The organism is Arthrobacter sp. Y3223065 (assembly GCF_059090885.1).
The window spans coordinates 1-14,046 of record NZ_JBNHGC010000004.1; the positions used below are offsets into that span (position 1 = coordinate 1).

The 14,046-nt window shown below is 67.1% G+C and carries 12 protein-coding genes; all 12 read right to left on the bottom strand.

The annotated features are described in order from the left end of the window. Nucleotides 1–503: 503 nt before the first annotated feature. The 12 genes from tyrS to argC all read right to left on the bottom strand — a co-directional run bounded on the left by tyrS (nt 504) and on the right by argC (nt 13,930). Nucleotides 504–1,811: a tyrosine--tRNA ligase gene (gene tyrS, locus AC5RUK_RS11765; RefSeq protein WP_493988225.1), complete on the bottom strand. Its 1,308-nt coding sequence runs from the start codon at nt 1,809–1,811 to the stop codon at nt 504–506. Nucleotides 1,812–1,824: 13 nt separating this feature from the next. Beyond that, complete coding sequence (locus tag AC5RUK_RS11770) at nt 1,825–4,083, bottom strand: HelD family protein (RefSeq protein ID WP_494107883.1); 2,259 nt, start codon at nt 4,081–4,083, stop codon at nt 1,825–1,827. 125 nt (nt 4,084–4,208) lie between these two features. Next, complete coding sequence (locus tag AC5RUK_RS11775; protein WP_493988253.1) at nt 4,209–4,715, bottom strand: adenine phosphoribosyltransferase; 507 nt, start codon at nt 4,713–4,715, stop codon at nt 4,209–4,211. 42 nt (nt 4,716–4,757) lie between these two features. Beyond that, nucleotides 4,758–5,387, bottom strand: a complete 630-nt coding sequence (locus tag AC5RUK_RS11780) for a DNA-3-methyladenine glycosylase (RefSeq protein ID WP_493988223.1) — start codon at nt 5,385–5,387, stop codon at nt 4,758–4,760. Then, nucleotides 5,387–6,376, bottom strand: coding sequence for an SRPBCC domain-containing protein (locus AC5RUK_RS11785; RefSeq protein WP_494152284.1), 990 nt, complete (start codon nt 6,374–6,376; stop codon nt 5,387–5,389). Before AC5RUK_RS11785 ends, AC5RUK_RS11780 begins: the two co-directional genes overlap by 1 nt. A 104-nt stretch (nt 6,377–6,480) precedes the next feature. Next, a complete protein-coding gene (gene argH, locus AC5RUK_RS11790) occupies nt 6,481–7,932 on the bottom strand; it encodes an argininosuccinate lyase (RefSeq protein ID WP_494152285.1) in 1,452 nt (483 codons plus the stop codon). 131 nt (nt 7,933–8,063) lie between these two features. Further along, nucleotides 8,064–8,579, bottom strand: a complete 516-nt coding sequence (locus tag AC5RUK_RS11795; protein WP_493988252.1) for an arginine repressor — start codon at nt 8,577–8,579, stop codon at nt 8,064–8,066. Nucleotides 8,580–8,584: 5 nt separating this feature from the next. Next, the gene (gene argF / locus AC5RUK_RS11800; RefSeq protein WP_494152286.1) at nt 8,585–9,544 is read right to left on the bottom strand and encodes an ornithine carbamoyltransferase; all 960 of its coding nucleotides are present in this window, start codon (nt 9,542–9,544) and stop codon (nt 8,585–8,587) included. After that, nucleotides 9,541–10,836, bottom strand: coding sequence for an acetylornithine transaminase (locus tag AC5RUK_RS11805; RefSeq protein WP_494152287.1), 1,296 nt, complete (start codon nt 10,834–10,836; stop codon nt 9,541–9,543). Before AC5RUK_RS11805 ends, argF begins: the two co-directional genes overlap by 4 nt. Continuing rightward, a complete protein-coding gene (gene argB, locus AC5RUK_RS11810; RefSeq protein WP_493988218.1) occupies nt 10,833–11,741 on the bottom strand; it encodes an acetylglutamate kinase in 909 nt (302 codons plus the stop codon). The genes AC5RUK_RS11805 and argB overlap by 4 nt, the downstream gene beginning before the upstream one ends. 9 nt (nt 11,742–11,750) lie before the next feature. Next, nucleotides 11,751–12,902 (bottom strand): bifunctional glutamate N-acetyltransferase/amino-acid acetyltransferase ArgJ, encoded by a 1,152-nt coding sequence (gene argJ, locus AC5RUK_RS11815; RefSeq protein WP_494152288.1) that lies wholly within the window; start codon nt 12,900–12,902, stop codon nt 11,751–11,753. Further along, a complete protein-coding gene (gene argC / locus AC5RUK_RS11820; protein ID WP_493988216.1) occupies nt 12,899–13,930 on the bottom strand; it encodes an N-acetyl-gamma-glutamyl-phosphate reductase in 1,032 nt (343 codons plus the stop codon). Before argC ends, argJ begins: the two co-directional genes overlap by 4 nt. Nucleotides 13,931–14,046: the final 116 nt, after the last annotated feature.

Sequence of the window (14,046 nt, forward strand, 5' to 3'; positions counted from 1 at the left end):
ACACACCACAGGGGCGGCACGCCACGGCACTTTCAACCAATAAATAATTGGTATCAACAAACTTGGCACACTATTGAGTTCTCAAACAACAGGAGCAAACGAATACTTTTCAGAAAGAATTTCTTCCGAGATTCTCTTTGTTTTTCTTCGTTGCGATGTTTCTACTTTATTCCATCCCTTTTCTTTCTGTCAAATCCGCGTTTCCGCTTCATTTAACTAAAGAAAAGGCACGAACCCATCACAAAAAACCAGCTAATTTGCCTGCGCACTCGGGCGCATGACAGTCGCTGTCATTTTATCGAAGGGGCTTGCCGCGTTTCCTGCCGGCTGTTTCACAACCAGCGGCGGCGACTCAGAAAACATTACACGGCACCGGCGCGGCCCGCAAATCGCCGGTGGGTGACACCCGCCACTGATGCCGAAGGGCCCGCGGCCTCCCTTTAACACGGGAGACTGCGGGCCCTTCGACGTGGCCGGGGCTGACGTTTCGAACGCCGGCGAAATCAGGCAGACACTTCGACCATGGCGAGCGTTCGCTTCCCGCGGCGCATCAACAGGTATTTGCCGTGCAGGAGCTGTTCACTCCCGACCGCGGCGTCCGGATCGGTAATTTTTTGGTTATTGACGTAGGCGCCGCCCTCGGCGACGGTCCGTCGCGCCGCGGAATTGCTGGCGGCCAGACCCGACCGGACCAACAGGTCGATGATGCCGGTGGTATCGGCACCGGTGACTGCGCTGGGCAGCTCGGCAGTGGCAGCGATAAGAGTCGCTTCGTCCAGCTCGGCCAGGTCGCCCTGCCCGAACAGGGCCGAAGAAGCGGCGATAACCTTGTCGGTGGCTGCGGGGCCGTGCACAATCGATGTCACGTCATAGGCCAAGGCACGCTGTGCCTCGCGGGCATGCGGCCGTTCGGCCACGGCGCGCTCAAGCTCTTCGATTTCTTCGCGGGAGCGGAAGGTAAAGACCTTGAGCCGCTGGACGACGTCCGCGTCGGCCGTATTGAGCCAGAACTGGTACATGGCGTACGGGCTGCACATGTCAGCATCCAGCCAGATGGCATTGCCCTCGCTCTTGCCGAACTTGGTTCCGTCCGAGTTCGTGATCAGCGGCGTGCCGATGGCGTGAACGGACTGGCCTTCCACCTTGCGGATCAGCTCGATACCGCTGGTGAGGTTTCCCCACTGATCCGACCCGCCGGTCTGCAGGATGCAGCCGTACTGCCGGTACAGCTCCAGGTAGTCCATGCCCTGCAGGATCTGGTAGCTGAATTCCGCGTAGCTGATCCCCTCCTCTGAGTTCAACCGGGACGCGACGATGTCCTTCTTGACCATCGTCCCGACGCGGAAGTGCTTTCCGATGTCGCGCAGGAAGTCCAGCACACTCATCGGGGCTGTCCAGTCCAGATTGTTGACCATGCGCGCGGGGTTCGCACCGTCGAAGTCCAGGAAACGCTGCACCTGTCCCTTCAGGCGGTCCACCCACTCGGCGACGGTTTCCTTGGTGTTCATGGTGCGCTCGGCGGTGGGCCGAGGATCGCCGACCAGCCCGGTGGAACCGCCAACAAGGCCCAGCGGCTTGTGCCCCGCCAGCTGCAGCCGCCGCATGGTCAGCAGCTGGACCAGATTGCCCAGGTGGAGGCTTGGAGCGGTGGGGTCGAAGCCGCAGTAGTACGTGATCGGGTCCCCCGCCAGCAGCTTCTCCAGTTCGGCTTCGTCGGTCGAAACATGGATAAGGCCGCGCCACTTCAGTTCCTGCCAAACGTTGGCAAAACCAGGGTCGTTGCGTTGGGAAGCGAGAAACGTATTAGTCACGGTTACCAAATTATCAGCCTTCAATGCCCTCGGGGACGTCGCCTTCGGCCAGCAGCCGGAGCCGCTGGGTCGGACGGGTCATGGCGACATAGAGATCCCCGACGCGGCCGCCGACACGGTGCAAAAGCTCGGCCGGCTCAAGCACTACGACGGAATCGAACTCCAGGCCTTTCGCCTCCTGCGGACCGAGCACGCTGATGTCCTGTTCCATCCCACCGGCACCCCCGCCCACGCGTGCCCCGTAGGCTGCGGTCAGCGCATCCCGGACCTCCGGCAGGCGGTGGTCGGAGGCAATGACAGCCAACAGACCGCCGTCGGCAGCAGCAAGCTCCTCGGGCATGACCTCCAGAAGCCGTTCGACCATGCGGCCCTCCGGCACCCGGTCCACTACCGGTGACCAGCGGCCGTCCCGCACCGCCTTCGGGGCCGACACGACCAGGCCCGCAGCGTTGGCCATCCGGACGGCCGCCTGCGCAATCTGGGAAGGCGTGCGGTAGTTCACCGTCAGTTCTTCAAGCTGCCAACGGTCGCCGGCGAACGGCTCGAGTGCCTGTTGCCACGATTCCGCGCCGGCAGCCGAACTCGTCTGGGCGATATCGCCGACGACGGTGAACGACTTGAGCGGACAGCGGCGCATCAGCAGTCGCCACTGCATGGCCGACAACTCCTGCGCCTCGTCAACCACGATGTGGCCGAAGGCCCAGGTGCGGTCGACGGCGGCCCGTTCGGCAGCCGTGAAGCGGGTCTGCTGCGCCTGGTTGTAACCGGCCAGGTCCTCGGCGCTGACCACGCCGTCGATCCCGATGTCACGCAGCATCTGGTCGACGTTCCGCAGCGACTGTTCGGCATTGGCGACGTCGCGGGCCCGCTCCGCATCCCGCTGGGCCTTGTCACGCCCGCCCGAGGCGTCCATGTCGCCAAGCAGCTCCGCGGCTTCATCGAGCAGCGGCACGTCGGCTTCCGTCCACGGCGCGTCCGCGGGGCGCAGCAGCAGATTGCGTTCGGCTTCCGTCAGGTCGGGGGCGGCTGCCGCGAGGTGGGCCGGCTTGCTGAGCAGTTCTCCGATGAGCTTTTCCGGAGTCAGCGGCATCCACGCCAGGTTCAGTGCCACCCTCACATCGCGTGAAGTGCGCACGTCTTCGACAAGGTAGGCGCGGTCGGCGTTGTTGCCCGGTCCGGACGATTTCTCCAGTGCCTCACCCAACTGGTCCGCCAGTTCGCGCAGCAGGATCTTCACGAACGTGACCCGGGCGGCGTTGTGTGGTTTGCCGGTCGCCCGTGCCCGGTCGCGTGCCCGTGCCACTTGGCGCGGTGTCAGGGTCAGCATGGTCCCTTCGACGTTGAGCTTGCGCGGTTCCGCCGGGAGTCTCTGGCGGTTGGCTACTGCGTTGGCGACGACGTCGGCCATGGCCAGGCGGCCCTTGATCTCGGCCACGGCGGGGTTGCTCTCGGACACGGCCCGGATCCCGGGCATGAGGCCGCCCAGGGTGGACATAACCACGCCGGTCTCGCCCAGCGAGGGAAGCACACGCTCGATGTACTTCATGAAAGAGTTCGACGGTCCCACCAGCAGCACGCCGGCGGACTTCAGCCGTTCGCGGTGCGAATACAGCAGGTACGCCGCCCGGTGCAGGGCGACGGCGGTCTTGCCCGTTCCGGGACCGCCCTGAACCACGAGGATCCCCGACATCGGGGCCCTGATGATGCGGTCCTGTTCGGCCTGAATGGTGCCGACAATGTCGGACATGGCACCGGTCCGCTTCGAATTCAGCGCCGCCAACAGGGCGCCTTCGCCCTGCAGGGTGCCGCCCTCGGCGAGCATGGTCGAATCCAGCACGTCGTCTTCGATGCCCTTGACCTGGTGCCCCTGTAAAATCAGATGGCGGCGCCGTCGAACACCCAGCCGTTCAAAGGCCGTCGCCTGGTAGAACGCCCCGGCTTCCGGCGCCCGCCAGTCGACCATCAACTGCTGCAGATCTGCTGTGCTGAGTCCGATTCGTCCGATGTAGCGACGGTCGCCGTCGTCCAGATCGAGTCGGCCGAACACCAACCGGTCATCCACGGCGTTCAGCTGCGCCAGCCGGTCCTCGTACATCGTCGCGAACGCGTCACGCTCGGAAATGTTCTGCATGCTTCCCACCGCACCGCTGCTGCGGACGCGGGCCAACTGTTCCTGTTTTTCGGCGCGCAATTCTTCCAGCCGGCGGTACAGCCCGGCCACGTAGGCGCGCTCAATTTCAAGCTCGGCATGGGCCGAAGGCGATTCAGGCATACGTGTTTTCCCTCCCCAAAAGGCAGACCGTCCATTCTACTACCGGCGCGGTAAATTTTCTTCCGCCAGGACGACCCTGGGCGGGCGGGCACGGGCCCTTTCGCCAAGGGCGCATAAGAGGGTGGCTATTCACGCACCAACGAGCGGATGCGGTGTCCGGTCAGGGCAGACCTGCCCCGCAGGGCCGAGAGTTCGAGGACCACGCCGAATCCGGCAACTTGCACTCCGGCCCGTTCGAAAAGACGGCAGGCCGCACCGAGGGTCCCGCCGGTGGCCAGCACATCGTCCAGAATCAGCACGCGCGAACCCGGCAGCAGTTCGTCGGCATGGATTTCGAGCGTGGCCGTGCCGTACTCCAGTGCATAATCTTCCGAGATCGTCCTGCGCGGCAGTTTGCCTTTCTTGCGCACGGTGATGACTCCTGTGCCGGAGGCGTACGCGGCCGCGGCCGACAGCAGGAATCCGCGCGCCTCGACGCCGGCGACGGCGTCGAACTGGCCCTCGAACGGGTCGATCAAGGCGTGCACCAAGGCGTGCAGCGCCTCGCCGTCGGCGAATACAGGAGTCAGGTCCCGGAAGATGATCCCTGGCTTCGGATAGTCCCGAACCGTTTCCGAAAGACGGTTGACCATGGCTTCAACTGATTCGCGGGGGCGTTCATTCACCCGTCTACCCTACCCGCTGCCGGCGCGCCGCCGCGGCTTCGCGGCCCGGTACTGCGAGACCGTCGGGTCCCCTTCGAGCCAGAAACGCCACGGGTAGGCGGCGGTGCCGCCCTCGCCGCTGACGCCCACCCGCGGCCCGGTCCGCACATGCTGATGGGATGCCCGGACCGCCGGTCGTGCCAGTTCCAGTTCCCCCTCGGTGAAGGCCCGGCCGTTGTCCTCCAACGTAAGCCCCAGCGCAGTGGCCAGCCGGGCCGGCCCCCGTGCCAATTCCGCGTCGTTCTTGGCCGAGGCGCGCCGGCTTCTGGCAAGGTCAAGGCCTTGCGTGATCTCACCGGCGCGGAGCAAGGCACCGGTGGCCTGGCCCTCATGGCCGCACACGATATTCACGCAATGGTGCATGCCGTAGGTGAAGTAGACATAGATGTGGCCGGGCGGGCCGAACATCGCCTTGTTGCGGTTCGTCGGACCGCGGAAGCCATGCGATCCCGGGTCGTGCTCGCCCATGTAGGCCTCTACCTCGGTAAGCCGCACGGCTACCGTTCCCTCGGACGTGGTGTGTGTCAGCCGGGCGCCGAGCAGCCCCGGAGCAACATCCACGGCGGACCGGCCGAGCCAGTGAAGTAAGGCTGCGTCCACTAGGCTGGCTGCGCCCGCTGGTAGAAGCGGGTTAAGGCTTCGAGCCGGTGGGCCGAATCATGCACATGACCGCCGGCAAGCACCGTGGCGAGGGCATCCAGCCGCGCATGCCAGCGGGCCATCAGGCTTTCCGGCGAAATCTCCCGCCCTACGTTGTGCACCAGCAGCAAACGGGTCTTGCCGTCGGCCGGTTCCAGCATCCAGTGCACGGTCCCGGTGCCCTCCGGAGCCGTCCAGGTGTAGTCGAGCCGGCTGTCGGCGAGCACATACTCCACGTCCCCGTTAACCGTGCGTTCCGGCAGGTTGAATTCGACGGCACCGCCAACCTGCAGCTCCACGCGACCGGGACCCAGCCACCTGCCGAGCAGATCCGGCTCCGTCAGGGCCGCCCAGACCTGGGTTTGGGCGGCATCAAGCAACCGATCGAAACGCAGGCTGGTGCGTCCCGAATCCCTTTCGGCGGTGCCCATCGAATGCGATAGCTGGTACTGGCGGGAATAGGCTTCCCGCAGCCGCGTCCATCGGTCGGGCTCCAGATCCGGCGGCCGCCCGGCCGCGACAGCGCCGAGCGCGTCCAGGATTGTTTGCCAGCCCGCGCTGCCTTCGGTGAGGAAGTCCGGCCCCTCGGCGCGGGATCGGAACTGCAGCAGGGTCCCGCCGTCGCTCTCCAGCACCCGCCATTCGATGACCGCCTCCTGCCCTAGCTCGTCCTCCCAGCTGATCTGCAGGCTGAGCGGCGGATTCAGCTGCAAGACCGTGCCGCTGGTGACGCCACCGCCCAGGTCCAGCTCGTAGGTATGGCCCAGCTGCCAGTCGGCGTCAAGGTTGCCCAGCCATTTGGCGACCTTGTCCTTTTCCGCTAGGAGGCTCCAGATGTAGCTGCGCGGGTAATCGAGCTGTCGGTCGAAGGCCAGGACGTAGTCTCCGTCAACCCGCTCGATCCGTCCCTCCGGCACCAGCTTTTCCTCGTCCTGGCTCAGCGTCGACATGCCTGCTCCCTCGGCTCAGTGGCTCTTGACCCGTCGCTTCACAAACTACCGCAGCACCATTTGCTACCGGCTGGTAACTTACCCCGCGCCGGCCGTCGGCGGGTTCAGGGGCGGCCGCCGGAGGCATAGCGGCGCGCGCTTTCCAGCCCTGTTTCAAGAGCCGCGATCTGGGCGGCCACGGCGGCCGGCGCGGTGCCGCCCTGCGAGCTGCGGCTGGCCAGCGAACCTTCAACCGTGAGCACTTCACGCACCTGCGGAGTCAAGTGCGGGGAGATGGCAGCGAATTCCTCGTCCGTCAGGTCCCAGAGTTCCACTCCGCGGCTTTCGGCCTGTTTGACGGCGGCGCCGGAAAGTTCGTGTGCCTCCCGGAACGGAATGCCTTGCCGGACCAACCATTCGGCGATGTCGGTGGCCAGCGCGAAACCCTGCGGGGCCAGCGCTTCCAGCCGCTCGGTATTGAAGCCCAGGGTTTCGATCATGCCGGCGACCGCGGGCAGCAGTAGCTCCAGGGTGTCGGCCGCGTCAAAGACCGGTTCCTTGTCTTCCTGCAGATCACGGTTGTAGGCCAGCGGCAGGCCCTTGAGGGTGGCCAAGAGCCCCGTCAGGTCGCCGATCAGCCGGCCGGCCTTTCCGCGGGCCAATTCCGCGACGTCCGGGTTCTTCTTCTGCGGCATGATCGAGGAGCCCGTGGAGTAGGCATCGTCCAGGGTCACGAAGGAGAATTCCTTGGTGGCCCAAAGGATGACTTCTTCCGATATCCGGGACAGGTCCACGCCGATCATGGCTGCCACCCAGCTGAATTCGGCAAAGACGTCCCGCGAGGCAGTCCCGTCGATCGAGTTCCAGGCCGCGGATTCAAAGCCGAGGTCCGCCGCGACGGCGTTGGGGTCCAGGCCGAGCGAGGAACCGGCCAGGGCCCCGGAGCCGTAGGGAGAGACGGCGGCCCGCTTGTCCCAGTCCGCCAGCCGCTGGACATCCCGCAGCAGCGCCCAAGCGTGGGCCAGCAAATGATGGGACAGCAGCACCGGCTGCGCGTGCTGGAGGTGCGTGCGGCCGGGCATGGCGACATCCGGATGCCGGCGGGCCTGGCTGAGCAGCGCGTCAATGGTTGCCAGCACGCCCCCCGCAATGATCCGCGCATGGTCGCGCAGGTACATGCGGCCCAAGGTGGCAATCTGGTCGTTGCGGGACCGCCCGGCACGAAGCTTGCCGCCCAGCTGCGCGCCCGCCCGTTCGATCAGCCCGCGCTCGAGGGAGCCGTGCACGTCTTCGTCCGACTCGGCCGCCACATACGCGCCCGACCGCACGTCGTCGTCGAGCTGGTCCAGGGCTGCGAGCATGCCGTGCAGTTCGGCGTCGTCCAACAACCCGGCCTTGTGCAGCACCCTGGCGTGGGCGCGGGAACCTGCGATGTCGTACTGTGCCAGGCGCCAGTCGAAATGCGTGGACTTGCTCAGCGCGGCCAGGGCATCGGCCGGGCCACCGGCGAAGCGGCCGCCCCACAGGGCGCCCTCGTTGGTGTGCCCTGCTCCGGTGCTCTTCGGTTCCTGCGTCACGTTATGTCTTCCCTTTCCGCCAGGTTGCCCTGGTGACGGTTCCGCACCCTGCCGTGCCGGCCGCGGAGATGGCTGGTTGCGCCGGCTTCCGCGCCGGCTGCCGCAGTTGCTGCTGCGACTAGGTTATTGGGTCAGGCGTTGCGCGAGGATTCGTCGGCAAACTGCAGGAACCGCGCGGCGAGCGCCGCTCCGCCGGCCGGGTCCCGTGTCACCAGCAGGACGGTGTCGTCGCCCGCAATTGTGCCCAGAACCGACGGCATGACCGAGTGATCGATGGCCAGCGCCAGGAAGTTGGCGGCTCCGGGCGGTGTCCGCAGGACCACCAGGTTTGCGGAGGCCTCGGCGGTGACCAGCAGGTCGGCACAGAGCCGGGCCAGCCGGGCATCCAGGATCTCCTGGGTCACACCGCTCTGCGGTGCGCGTTCCCCGCCCTCGCTGGGCACCGCATAGATCAGCCCGCCGTCCTGGCCGCGCACCCGTACCGCGCCCAATTCCACCAGGTCCCGCGAGAGCGTGGCCTGGGTGACCTGGACTCCCTCGTCCGCCAGCCGTGCGGCCAGTTCCGCCTGCGAGCGCACCGACTCGCCGGTGAGGATCGCGGTGATCTTGGCCTGGCGGGCGGTCTTGGTGGCCGGCATCGTGTTCATCGCCGTCAGCTCCCGGCCAGGGGAGCCAGCGACGACTTGTCCATCAGCCATGCCATGAGCGCCTTCTGGGCGTGCAGCCGGTTCTCCGCCTCGTCCCACACCACCGACTGGGGGCCGTCGATCACCTCGGCGGCGATCTCGTAGCCCCGGTAGGCGGGCAGGCAGTGGAGCACGACGGCGTCGTCAGCTGCCAGTTTCAGGGCCGCCTGGTCCACGGCGTAGTCCTTGAACAGTTCCAGCCGCTCCGCCTTTTCGTCTTCCTGCCCCATCGAGACCCACGTGTCCGTGGCGACGACGTCGGCCTCCGCCAGCGCCTGCGCGGGATCCGTAGTGATCTGTACCGATCCGCCGGTTTCGGCGGCGCGTGCTTCGGCTTCGGCCACGACCGATGCGTCCGGGAGGTGTCCGGCGGGTCCGGCGATCCGCACGTGCATCCCCGCCGTCGCGCCCGCGAGCAGGTACGAGTTGGCCATGTTGTTGGCGGCATCGCCCAGGTAGGCCATGGTGAGGCCGGCCAGCTTGCCTTTGTGTTCCTGGACCGTCAGCAGGTCAGCCAGCAGCTGGCAGGGGTGATAGTCGTCGGAAAGCGAGTTGATGACCGGCACACGGGAGATCGCCGCCATCTCCTCCAGCCCGGCATGGGCGTAGGTCCGCCAGACCACTGTAGAGACCATTCGTTCCATTACCTTGATGGTGTCGGAGACGGACTCTTTGTGTCCCAGCTGTGATTCGCCGGGGTTGATGACCAGCGGCACGCCGCCCAGGTCCGCGATCCCGGCGGCGAAGGACACCCGGGTGCGCGTGGAGGTCTTGTCGAAGATCACGGCAACGGTCTGACGGCCGGCCCCGTCTCCGGCGTACGGCTGGTAGCGGTAGGGAAACTGCTTCATCTCAGCGGCCAGCTGCAGCACTTCCGCCTGCTCGGCCGGGCTGAGGTCGGTGTCCTTCAGGAAGTGGCGGGTCATGTTGCGTCCTTGCTGGTTGCGGCGGCCCGGGCAGCCGCGGTGGTCAGGATGTCCGGCAGCGCGGCGGTGAACCGGGCGGCCTCTTCGGCGGTCAGGATCAGCGGCGGAGCCAGCCGCAGCGTGCGCGGACCGGGGTTGTTGATGATGAAGCCGGCCTCCAGCGCGGCAGCCACCGCGGCGGCGGCGATGTCGGCATCCAGGTCGATGCCGATCAGCAGGCCCTCGCCGCGGACCTCGACGACGTGTTCCGTGCCGGCCAGGTCCGCGCGCAGCCGCTCCCCGAGCCCGGTCACATGAGCCAGCAGCCCGCGCGACTCGATGGCGTGCAGCGTCGCCAGGCCGGCCGCCGTCGCCACCGGGTTGCCGCCGAACGTGGTGCCGTGCTGGCCCGCCGTCAGGAGCTGCGAGGTTGCTGCGCCGAAGGTGATCAACGCGCCGACCGGCAGCCCGCTGCCCAGGCCCTTGGCCAGGGTGATGGCGTCCGGGAGGATCTGCTCGCCGCCGGCCACTGCGCCCTGGAACGCGAACCAGTTGCCGGTGCGGCCGACGCCGGTCTGCACCTCGTCCAGGATCAGCAGCGCGCCCGCGACCTCGGTAAGTTCGCGGGCCGCCTTCAGATAGCCCTGGGGCAGCGGCCGGACGCCCACCTCCCCCTGGATTGGTTCCAGCACCACGGCGGCCACGGACTCGTCGACGGCGGCGCGGAGGGCGTCCTCGTCACCGAAGGGCAGGTGGACCACACCGCCGGGCAGCGGTTCGAACGGTTCGCGGTAGGACTGCTTGGCCGTCAGCGCCAGGGCCCCCATGGTCCGGCCGTGGAACGCCCCCTCGAGGGCAAGGATCTTGGTCCGGGTGGGACTGGAGTTGCGCCGGGCCAGCTTGAACGCCGCTTCGTTGGCTTCGGTGCCGGAGTTGGCAAAGAACACCTTGGAACCGGCCGGAGCGGCGGCGAGCTGCAGCAACCGCTCCGCCAGCGCAATCTGTGCCGGGCTGGTGAAGAAGTTCGAGACATGGCCGAGGGTGGACAGCTGGGCGGCCACGACCCCGGTCAGGAACTCGTCCGCATGGCCCAGGGCGTTCACGGCAATTCCGCCGAGCAGGTCGAGGTATTCCCTGCCGTCCGCGTCCCAGACGGTGCAGCCCTTGCCACGGACCAGGACGCGCTGCGGGGTTCCGAAGACCCCCATCAGCGACTGGCGGTACTTCTCCAACAGCTGCTGGTTGTCCAGGCCTTCCAGTCCTTCCAGCCCGGCGAGGCCGGCAGCCGGGGAAACGGTATGTGTGGTGTTCATGCTGCGTCTCCGTCCGGAACGACCTGGGTGCCGATGCCGGCTGCGGTAAAGATTTCCAGCAGGATCGAGTGCGGCATCCTGCCATCGACGACGGCGGCCCGCTCCACTCCCCCGTCGACCGCCTTCAAACAGGCTTCCATCTTGGGAATCATGCCGGACTGCAGCCGCGGCAGCAGCTCGCGCAGCTCCCCCGCCGTCAGCGAAGAAATCAAGGAGGACTTGTCCGGCCAGTTGGCGTACAACCCCTCGACGTCGGTGAGGATGACCAGCCGCGAGGCGTGCAAAGCGTCCGCGACAGCAGCGGCCGCGGTGTCGGCGTTGACGTTGAGCACCTGGTTGGTGCCTTCGCCGTCGCCGCCGATTTCCGGTGCCACGGTGGAGATCACCGGGATGCGACCGGCGTCGAGCAGATCCAGGATGGCGGACGGATTGACGCCCACCACTTCGCCGACCAGGCCCAGGTCGACGTCTTCGCCGTCCACCACGGTGCCGGTGCGCACTGCCTGCAGCAGCCCGCCGTCTTCACCGGAGAGGCCCACGGCGTACGGCCCGTGCGAATTGATCAGGCCCACCAGTTCCCGGCCGACCTGTCCGGTGAGCACCATGCGCACCACGTCCATGGCTTCGGGCGTGGTGACCCGCAAGCCGCCCTTGAACTCGGACTCGATGCCCAGCCGGGAGAGCATGGCGTTGATTTGCGGGCCGCCGCCGTGGACGACCACCGGCTTGATGCCGGCGTGGTGGAGGAAGACGATGTCTTCGGCGAACGCCTGCCGCAGTTCGTCGTTGACCATGGCGTTGCCGCCGTACTTGATCACCATGGTGGTTCCGGCGAACCGCTGGATCCAGGGCAGGGCCTCGATCAGCGTGGCGGCCTTGTCCTGGGCCATCAGCATTGTGTTCATCGTCGGTCCTCAGCTGGAGTAGGCGGAGTTCTCATGCACGTACTCGTGCGTGAGGTCATTGGTCCAGATGGTTGCGGTTTCGCTGCCGGCGTTCAAGTCGATCACCACGGCCACGTCGCGGCCGTTCAGGTCCACCAGGTCGCGCGGTTCGCCCACACCGCCGTTTCGGCAGACCTGCACGCCGTTCATGCTGACGTTGAGCTGGTCCGGCTCGAAGGCGGCGTCGGTCGTGCCCACCGCGGACAGCACGCGGCCCCAGTTCGGATCCTTGCCGAAAATGGCGGTCTTGAACAAATTGGAGCGGGCCACGGCGCGGCTCACGGTTTCCGCATCCCGCTCGGAAGCCGCGTTGATGGTCGTGACCGCGATGTCGTGGCTGGCGCCCTCGGCATCGGTGATCAGCTGCCGGGCCAGATCCGCGCAGACGCCGGTCAGCGCAGCCGTGAAGTCTTCCAGCGAAGGAAGTGTCCCGGAAGCGCCCGAAGCCAGCAGCACCACGGTGTCGTTGGTGGACATGCAGCCGTCGGAATCGGTCCGGTCGAAAGTCAACCGCGTGGCCTCGCGCAGCGCCGCCTGGAGCGCCGGCGGTGCCAGTTCGGCGTCCGTGGTGATGACCACCAGCATGGTGGCCAGGCCCGGGGCCAGCATGCCGGCGCCCTTGGCCATGCCGCCGATGCTGTACCCGCCGCCGGTGAACAGGGCCTGCTTGGACATGGAATCGGTGGTCATGATGGCTTCGGCAGCGTCGGCGCCGCCGTCGTCGGACAAGGCCGCTGCCGCCGCTTCGACTCCCGGCAGCAGCTTGTCCATTGGCAGCTGCTCGCCGATCAGCCCGGTGGAGCACACCACCACGTCGCCCGATGAAATCCCGAGCAGGTCTGCCGTTTTCTCGGCGGTGGCATGGGTGTTCTGGAAACCCTCGGCCCCGGTGCAGGCGTTGGCGCCGCCGGAGTTGAGCACGACCGCGTCCGCCCGGCCGTCGCCGACGACCTGCCGTGACCAGTGCACCGGTGCGGCCGCCACGCGGTTGGACGTGAAGACGGCCGCCGCCGTCCGCTGCGGTCCGTCGTTGACCACCAGGGCGACATCGGGCTTGCCGGAGGCTTTCAGGCCGGCGGTGGCACCGGCGGCGCGGAATCCCTTGGGTGCGGTAACGCTCACGGTGCAATCCCCTGGTGGGTCAGGCCGGCGGTCTCGTCGAGGCCGAGGGCGATGTTCATGGACTGGATGGCGCCGCCGCCGGTTCCCTTGGTGAGGTTGTCGATGGCGCAGGTGACGACGGCGCGGCCCGCGTGCTCGTCGAAGGCCAACTGCAGCACGGCGTGGTTGCTGCCCTGCACTGACTTGGTATTCGGCCACTGGCCCTCGGGCAGCAGGTGCACAAAGGGCTCGTCCGCGTAGGCGGATTCCCAGGCGCTCCGCAATGCCTGGGCATCCGTACCGGGCTTGACGCGCGCGGTGGCCGTGGTCAGGATGCCGCGGCTCATCGGCGCGAGGGTCGGGGTGAACGAGATCGTGACCGCCTCGCCGGCGGCCGCCGAGAGCCCCTGCTCGATTTCCGGAGTGTGCCGGTGGCCTCCGCCAACCCCGTACGGGCTCATGCCGCCCATGACTTCCGAACCGATCAGGTGCACCTTGGCGGACTTGCCGGCCCCGGAGGTACCGGAGGCAGCGACAATCACCACGTCGCCGGGCTCCAGCAGCCCGGCCGCAAAGCCCGGAGTCAGCGCCAGCAGCGAACTGGTCGGATAGCAGCCCGGGACGGCGATCCGGCGGGCGCCCCGCAGCTTCTCCCGGTGGCCGGGAAGTTCGGGAAGGCCATAGGGCCAACTGCCGGCGTGGGCGGTGCCGTAGAACTTCTCCCAGGACACCGGGTCGACCAGCCGGTGGTCCGCGCCGGCATCCACCACCAGCGTGTCTGCCGGCAGCGCGGCGGCGATGTCCGCGCTGGCACCATGCGGCAGCGCCAGGAACACCACGTCGTGCCCGGCCAGGTTCGCGGCGGTTGTGTCGACCAGGATTTTGTCCGCCAGAGAATGCAGGTGCGGCTGCAGTTCCCCCAACCGCGAGCCGGCATTGCTGTGCGCGGTAATGGCTCCTATGGAGACCTCGGGATGGTTCGCCAGCAGGCGGAGGACCTCACCACCCGCGTAACCGCTGGCACCGGACACTGCAACCTTGATTGTCATGGCATTCAGCATACAGCAAAAGTATGCAGCAGACAGGATATTTATGCAGGAGCGCTGCCGGCGGAGCGGGCTGGCGGGACGCGGCTCGGCAGCGCCTACGATGGTTTCAGAGCCGG

What these genes read in the sequence shown, in the direction of transcription:
- AC5RUK_RS11795 (WP_493988252.1), bottom strand. Translation starts at nt 8,579, where the DNA reads ATGAACACGATGCCGGCCACCAAGACCGCCCGCCAGGCCAAGATCACC.
- argB (WP_493988218.1), bottom strand. Translation starts at nt 11,741, where the DNA reads ATGAACACAATGCTGATGGCCCAGGACAAGGCCGCCACGCTGATCGAG.
- argF (WP_494152286.1), bottom strand. Translation starts at nt 9,544, where the DNA reads ATGACCCGCCACTTCCTGAAGGACACCGACCTCAGCCCGGCCGAGCAG.
- AC5RUK_RS11770 (WP_494107883.1), bottom strand. Translation starts at nt 4,083, where the DNA reads ATGCCTGAATCGCCTTCGGCCCATGCCGAGCTTGAAATTGAGCGCGCC.
- argC (WP_493988216.1), bottom strand. Translation starts at nt 13,930, where the DNA reads ATGACAATCAAGGTTGCAGTGTCCGGTGCCAGCGGTTACGCGGGTGGT.
- AC5RUK_RS11805 (WP_494152287.1), bottom strand. Translation starts at nt 10,836, where the DNA reads ATGAACACCACACATACCGTTTCCCCGGCTGCCGGCCTCGCCGGGCTG.
- AC5RUK_RS11785 (WP_494152284.1), bottom strand. Translation starts at nt 6,376, where the DNA reads ATGTCGACGCTGAGCCAGGACGAGGAAAAGCTGGTGCCGGAGGGACGG.
- AC5RUK_RS11775 (WP_493988253.1), bottom strand. Translation starts at nt 4,715, where the DNA reads ATGGTCAACCGTCTTTCGGAAACGGTTCGGGACTATCCGAAGCCAGGG.